The 11,930-nt window shown below is 66.6% G+C and carries 11 protein-coding genes, 2 pseudogenes and 1 riboswitch; of the genes and pseudogenes, 5 read left to right on the top strand and 8 right to left on the bottom strand.

What is annotated here, in order from left to right; genetic code table 11:
- Positions 1-640 precede the first annotated feature (640 nt).
- The 3 genes and pseudogenes from ACIF8T_RS40120 (at position 641) to ACIF8T_RS40110 (ending at position 2,215) form a co-directional block, all read left to right on the top strand.
- Positions 641-1,853: pseudogene (locus ACIF8T_RS40120) on the top strand (IS110 family transposase).
- The gene (locus ACIF8T_RS40115) at positions 1,798-2,064 is read left to right on the top strand and encodes a transposase (RefSeq protein WP_400042390.1); all 267 of its coding nucleotides are present in this window, start codon (positions 1,798-1,800) and stop codon (positions 2,062-2,064) included. The pseudogene ACIF8T_RS40120 and the gene ACIF8T_RS40115 overlap by 56 nt, the downstream one beginning before the upstream one ends.
- Position 2,065: 1 nt before the next feature.
- A complete protein-coding gene (locus tag ACIF8T_RS40110) occupies positions 2,066-2,215 on the top strand; it encodes a hypothetical protein (RefSeq protein ID WP_400042388.1) in 150 nt (49 codons plus the stop codon).
- A gap of 70 nt (positions 2,216-2,285) precedes the next feature.
- A riboswitch (cobalamin riboswitch) is annotated at positions 2,286-2,471 on the bottom strand.
- A 25-nt stretch (positions 2,472-2,496) separates the two neighbouring features.
- Here ACIF8T_RS40110 and ACIF8T_RS40105 read toward each other — a convergent pair.
- The 4 genes and pseudogenes from ACIF8T_RS40105 to ACIF8T_RS40090 form a co-directional block, all read right to left on the bottom strand.
- On the bottom strand, positions 2,497-3,477 hold the full coding sequence (locus ACIF8T_RS40105; RefSeq protein ID WP_400042386.1) for a ferric reductase-like transmembrane domain-containing protein: 981 nt from the start codon (positions 3,475-3,477) through the stop codon (positions 2,497-2,499).
- Positions 3,478-3,676: 199 nt separating this feature from the next.
- Positions 3,677-4,397, bottom strand: a pseudogene (locus ACIF8T_RS40100) (DJ-1/PfpI family protein).
- Between the two features lie 28 nt (positions 4,398-4,425).
- Positions 4,426-5,037: a DJ-1/PfpI family protein gene (locus ACIF8T_RS40095; RefSeq protein ID WP_400042384.1), complete on the bottom strand. Its 612-nt coding sequence runs from the start codon at positions 5,035-5,037 to the stop codon at positions 4,426-4,428.
- A 2-nt stretch (positions 5,038-5,039) separates the two neighbouring features.
- A complete protein-coding gene (locus ACIF8T_RS40090; protein ID WP_400042382.1) occupies positions 5,040-5,693 on the bottom strand; it encodes an HD domain-containing protein in 654 nt (217 codons plus the stop codon).
- A 107-nt stretch (positions 5,694-5,800) separates the two neighbouring features.
- Here ACIF8T_RS40090 and ACIF8T_RS40085 point away from each other — a divergent pair, with 107 nt between their 5' ends.
- Positions 5,801-6,823, top strand: a complete 1,023-nt coding sequence (locus ACIF8T_RS40085) for a GlxA family transcriptional regulator (protein ID WP_400042380.1) — start codon at positions 5,801-5,803, stop codon at positions 6,821-6,823.
- A gap of 71 nt (positions 6,824-6,894) precedes the next feature.
- Here ACIF8T_RS40085 and ACIF8T_RS40080 read toward each other — a convergent pair whose 3' ends face one another.
- The 3 genes from ACIF8T_RS40080 to ACIF8T_RS40070 form a co-directional block, all read right to left on the bottom strand.
- Entirely contained in the window at positions 6,895-7,986 is a 1,092-nt protein-coding gene (locus tag ACIF8T_RS40080; protein WP_400042379.1) for an IS630 family transposase, read from the bottom strand.
- Positions 7,987-8,188: 202 nt separating this feature from the next.
- Positions 8,189-8,737, bottom strand: a complete 549-nt coding sequence (locus ACIF8T_RS40075; RefSeq protein WP_400042377.1) for a hypothetical protein — start codon at positions 8,735-8,737, stop codon at positions 8,189-8,191.
- 945 nt (positions 8,738-9,682) lie between these two features.
- A complete protein-coding gene (locus tag ACIF8T_RS40070; protein ID WP_400041160.1) occupies positions 9,683-9,838 on the bottom strand; it encodes a DUF6131 family protein in 156 nt (51 codons plus the stop codon).
- Between the two features lie 543 nt (positions 9,839-10,381).
- Here ACIF8T_RS40070 and ACIF8T_RS40065 point away from each other — a divergent pair.
- Complete coding sequence (locus ACIF8T_RS40065; RefSeq protein ID WP_400042375.1) at positions 10,382-10,723, top strand: ANTAR domain-containing protein; 342 nt, start codon at positions 10,382-10,384, stop codon at positions 10,721-10,723.
- A 764-nt stretch (positions 10,724-11,487) separates the two neighbouring features.
- On the opposite strand, the gene ACIF8T_RS40060 is transcribed toward ACIF8T_RS40065, so the two are convergent.
- On the bottom strand, positions 11,488-11,930 hold a 443-nt coding region (locus ACIF8T_RS40060), incomplete at its 5' end, for a transposase (protein WP_400042373.1).

Below are 11,930 nucleotides of genomic sequence, written 5' to 3'. Positions count from 1 at the left end.
ACACCCGCCCGGGCCGCACCTCACCACACCTCGACGCACCATCAGACAGGCGTCAGCCCAACAACGTGACAACGCCGACACGGCTCCTTGTGCCTTTGCATTCGGGCGGTGCACCCCGGGGTTTCCCTGGTGTGCGATGGAGTAACCTCAACGCGTTCGTAATATCGAACAATGATCGACGTAGTGAGCAACCTGAATGATAGAGGACCGGCGAGCGGCGTCAACACCTCTCGCATGTGTCGCCGTCAAAATCGAAACATTCGCGAGAGCCTATGCACGAAACGCTGCACATCACACCGCCAAGCGGCCGAGTCGCACCACACGTGACGCCGGAGTGGAGCACTCTCGCGGACAGTGCCGACACCAGGTTGACCGTGCCTCCAGTGCCCGCGACGCACCGATTCCCCGAAGGGCGCCAGGCATTTCGACCCTCTTCAGGCAATCGGCAAAGAAGTCCCAGGCGCCCCGATGATCTCGGCGGACGACTGCACTACCTCCTCGCGACCGCCGACAACCGCTGGCGGGTCGTGCGCGGCTGACGGGGCCGCACCCGCGCCGAAGCCGGCCACTGAACGGGACGCGGTCAGCGGCCGGGCAAGCCGCAGCAGGGCATAAGAACAGAACGACTTCGCAGGTGCACGTGCCCGAACTGTGGGCCAGTACGGATGCAGGCAAAGGCAAGCATCACTGCACGGTGATCGACAAGGACTCCACAGTCTTCCTCACCCGACGGGTACCGAACAACGAAGCCGAGCTGCTCGAACTCCTCGGTGACGTCCTGGAGCTCGCCGAAGGCGAGCCGGTGACCTGGGCGGTAGACCTGAACACCGACGGCGCCGCGCTGTGAATCGCGCTGCTGATCCACCACAAGCAGAAACTGCTCTATATCCCCGGCCGCACAGTGCATCACGCCTCCGCTGCTTACCGGGGCAGCGGGAAGACGGACGCGAAGGACGCCTTCGTCATCGCTGATACTGCCCGCATGCGCCGTGACCTGCAGCCGTTGCAGGAAACCAACGAGATTGCGGTTGACCTGAAGATCCTCACCGCCCAGCGCATGGACCTGCCTGCGGACCACGCGAGGGCCGTCAACCGGCTTCGTGCCCAGATGCTGGAGTACTTCCCCGCGCTCGAGCGAGCCTTCAACTACAACAAGTCCAAGGCCTGGTTGATCCTGCTGACGAAGTATCAGATGTCTGCCGCTTTGCGGCGCGTCGGCCGGGCACAGTTGGCGTCCTGGCTGAAAACCATGGAGTGCGGATGCACTCCACCACGAAGAACGCCGCGGACGTGGCGGCGAGCACGGGAGAGGCCCCGCTCACGGCGGTGCCTGGAGAGAAGACCGCAGCGAAGAGGGCGAACACCCTCGCGCGGGAGGTGATGGCCCTCGATCAGGAGATCGCGGAACTCGAAGCCCTGATCGAGGGCCGGTTTCGCGAGCATCCGGACGCCGAGGTGATCACGTCTATGCCTGGCATCGGTGACACCCTCGGCGCCGAGTTCATCGCCGCGACCGGCGGTGACGTGACGGCCTTCGACAGTGCCGACCGTTTGGCCGGCGTTGCCGGGCTCGCTCCGGTTCCCCGCGATTCCGGCAAGGTTTCCGGCAACATGCGCAAACCACGTCGATACAATCGGCGCCTTCTGCGTATGTTCCACATCTCCGCCCAAGTCGCAGCTGTCCATTGCCTCAATCTCGGCGGTCTTACCAGCGCAAACGAGTCGAGGGAAAGAGCCACACGCAGGCCGTCTTCGCGCTGGCCAGACGCCGTCTCAACGTGCTCTGGGCCCTCATACGTGACCACCGCACCTTCGAGGTATCCATGCCCACCGCCGTTTCCGCTGCGGCATGACGCTTTCACGGGGCGTTACCTGCCGGGCTTGACATTGTCATTGGAATCCTCCACCAAGCTGGGAGGTCACCGCTGGGTCGTTGAGAGGACCGCGTCCTGGCTCGCCGGCTGCCGCCGCCTGCACCGCCGCTACAAACGCAAGGTCGACCACTTCCTGGCCTTCACCACCATCGCCTGCGCCCTCGTCTGTAACCGCAGACTCGCCAAATGAGATGATGTCTTCGGAAACGGCCGTGCACGAGTGCCGGAAGGAGATCGCCCTGACTCCACCCGGGCCGCCGCGGCTCCTGGCGACCGTGTACGGGCTGCCTGGCACCAAGTGGCCCAACAGCACGACTGCAATGGTCTTCAACGGCGGCTGACTGTCGTTCGTCCAGTCAGCATTGCGGGCATGCGGTGCCGTCCCTCTCCGGGAGATCCGCCCGGTGGTTCGTCGAAAAGGCGACCGCACGGGTCTCTGACTCTCGAGTTGCTGCTGGTCCCGGTCTTCCCACCCGTTGCAGGGCAGGGACCTGCCGGAACTCACTCGCTGATCACAGTGGCGGGACCGCGCCGGATTTCCACCGGCTTCCTCATCCGTCGTCGCCTTATCGCCGACCATCATCCCGTGTCGCGAACCGCCTCGCCCGCCCTGTTCAAGCCGTCAATCGGTCTCCTGGGAGTGCGGGACCGTCGCGGGCGGATGAGGGGGGCTGTCCCGTCCGCCGTCACGGCCGGACACCACCACGATGAGGAGCCCGACGACGGCGGCCCCGGCGGCGGCCCGTCCTACCGCCCGCAGCCACCAGCCCGGCCGGGCCGCGTCCTCACGTGGCCGGCCCAGCCTTTCGGTCCGCCGGGCCGGTCTGAGTAGACGAACCAACAACAGCAACGCTACGGGAAGTTGCAGCAGCCACAGGACAGTGCGCGGCCACTCTCCGTACCAGACGTTGGTTCCGTACAGCAGTGTGTGCCACACGCTCAGCACGTAGACGACGATCACGAAGCGGTGCAGCCGTCGCCATGTGTTCGCTCCGATGCGGTGCCGAACGTAGAACAGCAGCCCCAACGGTATCGCCAGGTACAGGGCGCCCTGTCCGAGCGGGATGGCGATCCGGCCGGTGCCGGAGTCGTACCAGCCGGGCACGAAGCTGTCGGCGAATCCCACCCACAGCCGCTCGGCCCAGTTCACCTTCGTTTCGTAGCGCACGAGTTCCGCAGCGAACATCAGCGCGTGCGCGAACATCAGCGCCATCGTCGTCAGGCTCGTGGTTCGGTGCCAGCGCTCCAGTACCTGCCGGGAGACTGGCAGCTGGGTGGGGCGCGGTCCCGACAGCAGCAGACCGAGCATGACCGTGCCCCAGGCCCATAGCAACCCCGACCACCCGAACGCCTGGCTGAGCAAGTACATCCAGTAGGTGCCGGCATCATCCATGAACGGCATGACCGCAACGGTGTCCGACGCACCCGACTCCATGCGGGCGTACAGGAACGCAAAGACAAGCGCTGTGACCACCACCGCCGCAGAGGCATCGGGCAGGGCGGACCGCAGGTCGCCGCGCAGAGCTGTACGGTCGCCGGGAGGCCGTTGCTGTCCGGACAATGCTGCTGTCCCGTCTTCGTCCGGACTCGCGTCTGACAGCACCAGGGGCCTCCCGAGCACGGACCACCGCAGCAACGGTGCGCATCTGTCGTGGGTCGACAAGTCTTACTGAAGAGACAACGAACCACGGAGGCGATATCCGGCCAGAGCCGCCACGAGTACTGCTGGGTCCGCCGTGTCGAAAAGGCTTCTCGAACCGCTGAAGGGATCGATGTGAGGAAGAGGCGTCAGAGGAACTCGTTCACCGGCTGCCTGACGCGGTCCACACCGTGCCGCGTGCCTCGTACTCGAGCATCTGCTCCAGACCGACCGCGGTATCCGCCCCGAGTTCGCGGCGCACCAGCCACAGGGAGAGGTCCAGCCCGGAGGTGACCCCTCCGGCGGTGACCAGGTCGCCGTCGTCGACCACGCGGGCGTTCTTCAGCACGCCGCCCTGCCGCTCCAGGTCGGCTTGCGCCCGGTGGTGGGTGGTGCAGGGGCGCCCCGAGGTCAGCCCGGCGGCGGAGAGCAGCATCACGCCCGTGCACAGCGCGCTGACGGTTAAGCCCGGGCGGGTCGCGGCGGCCAGGGCCCGTGGCAGTGCGCCTTGCCGGATCTCGGCCCACACGCCGGGATCCTCGCGGCGTGCGTACCCGCCGCCGGGAACCACCAGGAGGTCCGCCTGCTCGGGGGTCCAGCCGTGGTCGACGCGCAGTCGGGTGCCGTAGGAGGCCTTAACGGTACGGGGACCGTCAAGCGTGACGTAGCGGGTTTCCACTTCCCGGTCGGTGAAGTAGCCGGAAGCGGAGAACACCTCGTACGGGGGGGGTGAAGTCGAGTTCCTCCACACCGTCGAACATGACGACGTGGACGCGTAGAGGACGGTTACGCCCGGGAGCCGCGTCGGCCCGGGCGGCGGCGCCGACCGTCAGCGTTGCGGCTCCGAGCGCGGTAGTGGCCTGCAGGAGGGTCCGACGGTTCATCTCGTTCGATACTCCGTTTCTTGGTTGGTCATGTGCAGAGGAAAGGCTCGTCCGCCAGGTACGGGGGTGCCGGGTCGTACTGGAGGGCACGGCGTACGGCGCGGGCGTGCTCGCGTCCGTGCAGACGTCCGACGAGCCACAGGCTGCTGTCGATGCCGGCGGAGACTCCCTGGCTGGTGAGCAGGTTGCCGTCGACGACATAGCGGGCGTCGCGTACGACGGTGACGTCACCGCGTCCTTCGAGCGCGCCCTCGTACTGCCAGTGGGTGGCGACCCGGCGGGCCCGGGCCGGGCCGGCAGCGTGCAGCAGGAAGGTGCCAGTGCAGACGCCGACCACCCAGGCCGCGTGCGCGGCGGTGTCGGTGAGCCAACCGGTGACCCGCTCGTTGTACGGCTCGACCTCCCGGGCACCGTGACCACCCGGTACAAGGACGACATCCAGAGGCGGATGGTCGCCGAGTATGTGGTCCGGCAGTACCCGCATGCCCTGGGAGCACCGGACGGGCGCGGAGCGCTCGGCGACGAGCAGGACGTCGTCCACGCCGCCACGCAGTTCGGAGGAGGTGGTGAACACCTCCCACGGGCCGGTGAAGTCAAGTTCCTGCGCCGATTCGAACAGCAGGATTCCGTACGTGGTCATGCTCAGTTGCCCCAGCGCGCGGCGTCGGCCATGGTCTCCATCCGGGTCCTGTGCGGCGGCACGGACCTCTCCCGCAGCAGTTCGGAGGCAATGGAGAAGAGCGGGGCCTTCTCCGGGCGGCGCCGCGCCTGGGCGACGATCTCGTCGGTGAGAGTGGTGGCCATGGACAGCCTCGGATAGGCGGCGTGGATCGCGGCGCCTGTGGCGTCGTCGACGCAGTCCGTGTCCCAGCCGAAGTCCATGCCGATCCCCTGGTGCACCAGGGCGCACAGAGTGCCGCGGCGCTCCGCGATGCCCGGTGTCGTGTGCAGGGCGATGGCTTCCCACACGGCGTCGACGCCGATGGCGGGCAGGCCCTGTGCGGTGAGGAACTCCGCGGCCGTATCGGCACCGTCCACCTCGAACCGCTGGTGGCGGTCGCCGGCCTGGGTCAGGCCGATGTCGTGCAGGACGCAGGCCAGGAACAGCAGTTCTGGGTCGTAGTCGCGCCCCGGCTCCGCGCCCTGGTAGTCGGCGCGCAGGCGGGCGAACAGTGCGCTGCGGACGCTGTGGTTGGCGGTCGCGGTGGACTCCGTCTCGCGCACCAGGGCCAGCGCACGGCGGGCGATGGGAGAGTCGGGCAGCGGCGGGACGCCGGCGGTCATCACGTCGTTCATGGCATCGATGATCGACTGCATCAACCGGCCGTGACAGTGGCAGACTTGCCTACATGCGAGAGGAAACTGCCACCTCCACCGGACCGCACCGGGTGGCGGTACTGGTCATGGACGACGTGCTGCCCTTGGACCTGGGCATCCCGGCTCAGGTCTTCATCGCCGTGCCCGGTGCCCCGTACGAGCTGACCCTGTGCGGGACCGCGGAGTCGGTCCCGACCGCAGCGGGGTTCGCCGTGACAGTAAAAGCCGGATTGGAAGCGGTACGCAGCGCGGACACCGTGGTAGTTCCGGGATACGCACCGCATCTGCGGGAGCTCCCGACGGACGTGCTCGCCGTGCTGGCCGAGGCCCATGCCCGGGGTCGGCGGCTGGTGTCCATCTGCACGGGTGCTTTTGCGCTGGCGGCGGCCGGGATCCTGGACGGCCGCAAGGCCACTACCCACTGGAAGTACGCCGACGAACTGGCGACGCAGTATCCGAGGGTGTCGGTGGACCCGCGCGTGCTCTACATGGACGAGGGACAGGTACTGACCTCGGCGGGCGTCGCCGCCGGGATCGACCTGTGCCTGCACCTGGTACGACGTGACCTGGGCGCACAGACGGCGAACCGGGTGGCGCGCGCCCTGGTCTCCGCTCCCCACCGCGACGGCGGGCAAGCGCAGTACATCAAACGGCCGTTGGCCCCTGACGCAGACGGCGTCACCCTGGCACCCACCCGAGCGTGGGCACTGACCCGCCTGCACGAACCGCTGACGGTCACGCAGCTCGCCGCGCACGCTCATATGGCGCCGCGGACCTTCGCCCGACGGTTCGTTGCCGAGACCGGTACGACTCCGCTGCGGTGGCTCCTCTCCGCCCGGCTCGATCAAGCCCGGGAACTGTTGGAGAGCACCGAGCTCGCCATCGACCACATAGCCGATCGATGCGGTCTGGGCAGCCCCTCAAATCTTCGGCTGCACTTCCGGCGCACCCTCGGGACGACACCCACCGCCTATCGCGCGGTGTTCGCCTCGACGGCACGGCCGGGCTCCGTCCCGGCCCACACCCCCGATGGCCACCGGCCGCCAGCCGCCTCGCCGCCCCAGACGAGAACGACGCCGGGGACCCGACTGCGGCCTCACGGCAGTTGACACCCTCGCCGTTACTGCAAGAGGGCCTCTGATTAGGGTAGTTGGTGATGCGAGATGTTCTTGTGCCCGATTTAGTCTTCTGAGTCAGGAATTCTGTTCAGATGGCTGGCGAGGCGTTCGAGGATCTCGTCCGCGGTCTTGGTCCACACGTAGGGCTTGGGGTCGGTGTTCCATGCGGCGATCCAGGTACGGATGTCTGTCTCCAGTGCCTGGACGCTCTTGTGGACGCCGCCCCGTATCTGCTTGTTGGTCAGCTCGGCGAACCACCGCTCGACCAGGTTGAGCCAGGATGATCCGGTGGGCGTGAAGTGCAGGTGGAAGCGGGGATGGGCCACCAGCCAGGTCTTGATCGCCGGAGTCTTGTGGGTGGCGTAGTTGTCCAGCACCAGGTGCACCTCCCGGCCCGCCGGCACCTCCTGGTCGAGTTTGACCAGGAACGTCTTGAACTCCTCGGCCCGGTGCCGGCGGTGCAGGGAGCCGATCACCTTCCCCGTGGCCACCTCCAGCGCGGCGAACAAGGTGGTGGTGCCCGCGCGCACGTCATCGTGGGTGATCCGCTGCGGGACATCGGGCATCATCGGCAGCACCGGCCGGGAGCGGTCCAGGGCCTGGATCTGGCTCTTCTCGTCCACGCAGAACACCAGTGCCCGCTCGGGCGGATCCAGATACAGGCCGACCACATCGTGGACCTGGTCGACGAAGTACGGGTCGGTGGACAACAGAGCCGTCTCGGTGCGGTGCGGCTGCAGGCCGAAGGCCCGCCAGATCCGCGACACGGTCGACTGCGACAGGCCCATCTCCTTCGCCATCGCCCGCGTCGACCAGTGCGTGGCGTTCTTCGGCGTCGACTCCAACGTCTTGGTGACCACGGCGGCGACCTGCTCGTCGGTGACCGTCCGCGGGCCGCCCGGACGCGGCATGTCACCCAGGCCGGCGATCCGGTGCTCGACGAACCGCTTCCGCCAGCGGCCCACCGCATGCGGCGTGGAGCCCACCTGCGCGGCCACGTCCTTGTTCGACGCGCCGGTTGCGCAGGCCAGGATGATCCGGCAGCGCAGCGCCCAGGCCTGCGGCGTGGAACGGCGCCGCACCCATCCCTCCAGCGCAGCCCGCTCCGTATCCGACAGGATCAACTCGGCCTTCGGCCGCCCAGTACGTGCCACCCCGCAACCCTACACATCTGAACAGAATTCCTGATTCAGAAGACTAGGCGGGAGCGAAGAAGCAGTCCCTGAGCAGCCGCACGAACTGGCGTGGCCGGAGTATGCTGGTAGCGAATCCTGTTGCAATACCAACCGCATCAGCCACCATCGCCGCCGTCCACCCCATCGAGATCGCTTGGCGTTCAGGATGAGAAGCGTTCAGTCAGCGAGCGAATGCCGCTGTTGAAGCGTCGTCCAAATCAACGCAACACCCGTAGCCCCAATAGACATAATAGTGGGGAGTCGCAAGTCGGCGCCGGCAGGTGGGGCAGACTGCTTCCTGATGCGCATTGGCACGAATGACAGCCGCATCTTTCAGTCGGAAGACCCTTTGGGTGGCAGCAAGTCCGTGCTCAGCGATTCCCTGTTCCACGAACTCAAGAGCTCCATAGGCGTGTCCACGGGGGCAGACGATGCGATTTGAGTAGGCGGAACACGCCGACAACACCGACTCGTCGATCTGCAGCACCGAGCTGATTCTGGCGATCTCTTCATCCGGTACGGGTTCCAGCCCTAGGCTTTTCATGCGGTGCGGAGTCCAGTACCACGCATTGACGGCGGCGAACTGCTCAGGCGTTAGGTAAAAAGTTGCCGTCCGGCCGCTCTTCACAACGCTCTTCACAACATCTACCACGACACTGTCATCGGCCATCATGACAATTCTACCGCCGGTGACCACCGACTCGATACTACCCAGGGAAGATTTGTCCATGCCTCACGGCTCCTATAAGTGCGAGATCTCATCTGATCCTTATGAGGACTGGACGCCCCAGCAACTTGAGGGCCGCCGAACAGGTAGGCTACTCCGCTGGTAATAAAATAGTGGGGCCGCCGTTGGTGGCGATGGGCGGTGAGGCAGGGCATGGGTGAGTTCGGGGACGGAACGGATGTCGAGAGGGATGCGCTGTCGATTTCGGTGGCGGGCGAGGCTATGAGTCCGGCGGTGTCGTAGCTGCCGGGCTTGAGGTGGAAACACAGACGCGGCCCGCGCTCGGGGTCGGCGGCGTGACAGCCGAGAGCCGCGGCCATCGAGGCGCGCTTCCAGCTCAGCCGATGCCGCAGCGTGGGAGTCTGGCCGCGGGGCGCGTAAGTGCGACGGACCTGCGGCGGTAGCGACACACCCGATGCGTCGAGGAACACGATCCAGGCACGTGTGTTCACCGCCCCCTTTTGATCCGCGGCCACTCGTGCGCGACCCAGCGGGCGATCTCCGACTCGTCCCGCTCCACCGCCCGCCGCTCGGGACGCTGCAGACTCCGTCCCAGCCGGGGCCGGTTAGCAACCGCCACACCGATGCCCGCGACAGGACCATCCCGTCACCCGCTCGACGACCAGACCGACCCGCTCCAGCGTCCACAGATCAGCCTTGAGCCCATGCACCTGAGCACCTTGCTCCAACGCGGCCCGCACCTGCCGCTGATCACGGAATAAAACATCGGGAAAACGACCTCTACCCTCCTGGTGCATCAGCTCATCCCGGCGCGAAGCGAGCAGTCCCCGGGTGACGCGCAACACCACACAAACCCCCGATCCCCCGCGAGCACGCTCGTATGCCTGTCTCTGCCCCCACTCTTTTTCACTGGGCAGATCGGCGTCTGGGCGGGTGCGCCGGGTTCTACTCGCGAGATCGCTGCTGGATGCAGTGTGTGCGGGGAGGTCACCAGTAGTGCCGGCGTCCGGCGACCGCGTGCCCCATAGCGCCCATGATCCACAAGAGCGCGCCGATGGCCGCGAGGACGATTCCGATCGTCCACAGGATCGATATGCCGGTGACAAAGCCGACCACCAGCAGGATGATGCCGAGGAGGAGCATGACCGCCTCCGTTGCGCAGTAGTACTGCTCTCACTATGAACCGCAGCGCCGCGTCAGGGAAGCCTCAGCGTGATTGAGCTCACGACCGGGCAGGTGAGCTGTGTCAGGGCTGATCCGTTGGCGGCGGCCGGTAACCATCAACCGGTGAGGGCACCTGCCGCATCTCCGTGACCAGCAGACCCAGCATGCGAAAACGGGCCAGGAGACCGAAAAGATGCGCCTCGTCGACGACGGCCTCGTACAAGACGGTGTCTTCGCCCAGCGCCGCGGCTTCCAGCCGGGAAACACCTCTGCAGCGCTGTCTGGAACGTCCACGACAGGCCTACGCCCTGTCGGCTCCTCAACGGAGCCTGGAATGTCCAGACAACAGGTGGCAACCGCGCACGGCGGGGTTGAAAAGCAAGCCTCTCGGGTGTGCGTGCCTCCGGGAACTGCCCCCGGAGGACACCCTTGTCATAACGTGCTGAAATTGAATGGATGCCGACAGATAACTGGGGCAGGCGGATCACGATGCCTCCACTCGCTATCTTCCACGGTGATCGCATGACCTCATCCGCGTCCCATTCGCGGCCCATGCCCGTATCGGTCGACGAGCTGGCGGCGGAGCTGGTAAGGCTCCGAGAGGAGAACAGACAGCTGCAGCAGGCGGTCGCCTCACACGCCATGGTCGACCAGGCCATAGGCGCGCTGACTGTCCTGGGCCGGATCAGCCCCTGCGACGGTTTTACCGTGCTGCGAGAAGTTTCCCAGCGCACCAACATCAGACTGTCCCAGGTCGCCGAGCAGGTCCTCAAGCACGCCCAGGGTGCGGCTCTCTCCAATGATCTGCTAGGCGAACTGCGTGCGGCCCTGGCCCATCATTCGGCTGGCTCACGCTCCGCCTGAGCCGGGCGTCGCAGCAGGCCCTGCCGGCCGACGGCTGCACAAGTCCGGCAGTGAGGCGCGTGAGGGACAAGCGACGGGAGATGGTGCCTGTCCGTCAGGCTGGCGGCAGCCCTCACAGGGGAAGCGGACCTCGCAGGGCCGCACGGATCCCACCGGTTGCAGCGCGCCGGACATCACCAGTGTCACACTCCCACTGCCAGGGATTCCACGATCTATCGCTTCGTTTTGAAGCGATAAGCAAGGTCGTGGCGGTCTCTCCCGTCGTGGATGTGGTCACCGGCCTCCGGCCTTGGCCGGGCGATCGGGCATGCTGGAAGTGCTGGCGTTTCGTGACGGGAGCGGCCAGTGCCCGGGGCGGCTGTACTGCGCCTTAGCCGATGCTGCGGCCGCTCCGGGGCCCGGGCCTCAGAGCAGCGTGCTGACCGCGGCCACAGCGAGGAGCCTGAACCCAGTGAGGGTGCGTCGACAGCGCGACGCAGCTGACGGAACTGGCGCAGGGCGATGCCGGACGGCATGAATGCACCGACGGCGGCAGCCGCGAACATTGCCGCAGCGGCGGCACCCAGGACGGCTTTCGACGCGCCAGGTCTGCATGACCTCTTGTGCGGTCTTTCACTCGTGGGTGGTTATCCGGCACTCTCGGTCGCCGTCACCGCCCTACTGGCCGGTCCAGCGCCGTCGCGGACCAGGGGATATATAGCGGCGCCGACGATCTGTGCGAGGCGCAGCGTGGGGTTTCGGGACACAACCTACTGATCTTTTCGTTAGTTCTGTGGGGTTGGTGGGTGGAGGGTGAGTCCGGTGTGGGTGAGGAAGGACCACGGCAGTTGCGGGTTGTGGTTGATGCGGTGGATGCCTTGTTCGGTGGCGTCGGCGACGTCGGCGAGGTGGTCGCCGGCGAGGTTGGCGAGCTCACGCTTCTTCAGCGCGGACCACAGCAGTTCCACCGGGTTGAGCTCGGGTGCGTAAGCCGGTAATCGTTCCAGGGTGAGCCAGTCCTGTTCGGCGACCCAGGCCCGCATGGCCCGGCTCCAGTGGGCGGACAGGCCGTCCCGGACCAGGACCACCCGCTCGCCGCGGTAGAACACCTTCACCTGCTCCAGGACCTCGATGAGCCCGGCGGTGTCGTAGCTGCCGGGCTTGAGGTGGAAGCACAACCGTGGTCCGCGGCTGGGGTCGGCGGCGTGGTAACCGAGAGCCGCAGCCA

Source organism: Streptomyces sp. NPDC085946 (genome assembly GCF_044540485.1).
GTDB lineage: Bacteria > Actinomycetota > Actinomycetes > Streptomycetales > Streptomycetaceae > Streptomyces.
Note: the sequence above shows the minus strand (reverse complement) of the source record. Positions and strands in the feature narration are given on the sequence as shown.

Excerpts from the sequence above, each read along its gene's own strand:
- ACIF8T_RS40075 (WP_400042377.1), bottom strand. The coding sequence starts at position 8,737 with ATGGACAAATCTTCCCTGGGTAGTATCGAGTCGGTGGTCACCGGCGGT.
- ACIF8T_RS40065 (WP_400042375.1), top strand. The coding sequence starts at position 10,382 with ATGACCTCATCCGCGTCCCATTCGCGGCCCATGCCCGTATCGGTCGAC.
- ACIF8T_RS40110 (WP_400042388.1), top strand. The coding sequence starts at position 2,066 with ATGATGTCTTCGGAAACGGCCGTGCACGAGTGCCGGAAGGAGATCGCC.
- ACIF8T_RS40095 (WP_400042384.1), bottom strand. The coding sequence starts at position 5,037 with ATGACCACGTACGGAATCCTGCTGTTCGAATCGGCGCAGGAACTTGAC.
- ACIF8T_RS40085 (WP_400042380.1), top strand. The coding sequence starts at position 5,801 with ATGGACGACGTGCTGCCCTTGGACCTGGGCATCCCGGCTCAGGTCTTC.
- ACIF8T_RS40090 (WP_400042382.1), bottom strand. The coding sequence starts at position 5,693 with ATGAACGACGTGATGACCGCCGGCGTCCCGCCGCTGCCCGACTCTCCC.
- ACIF8T_RS40070 (WP_400041160.1), bottom strand. The coding sequence starts at position 9,838 with ATGCTCCTCCTCGGCATCATCCTGCTGGTGGTCGGCTTTGTCACCGGC.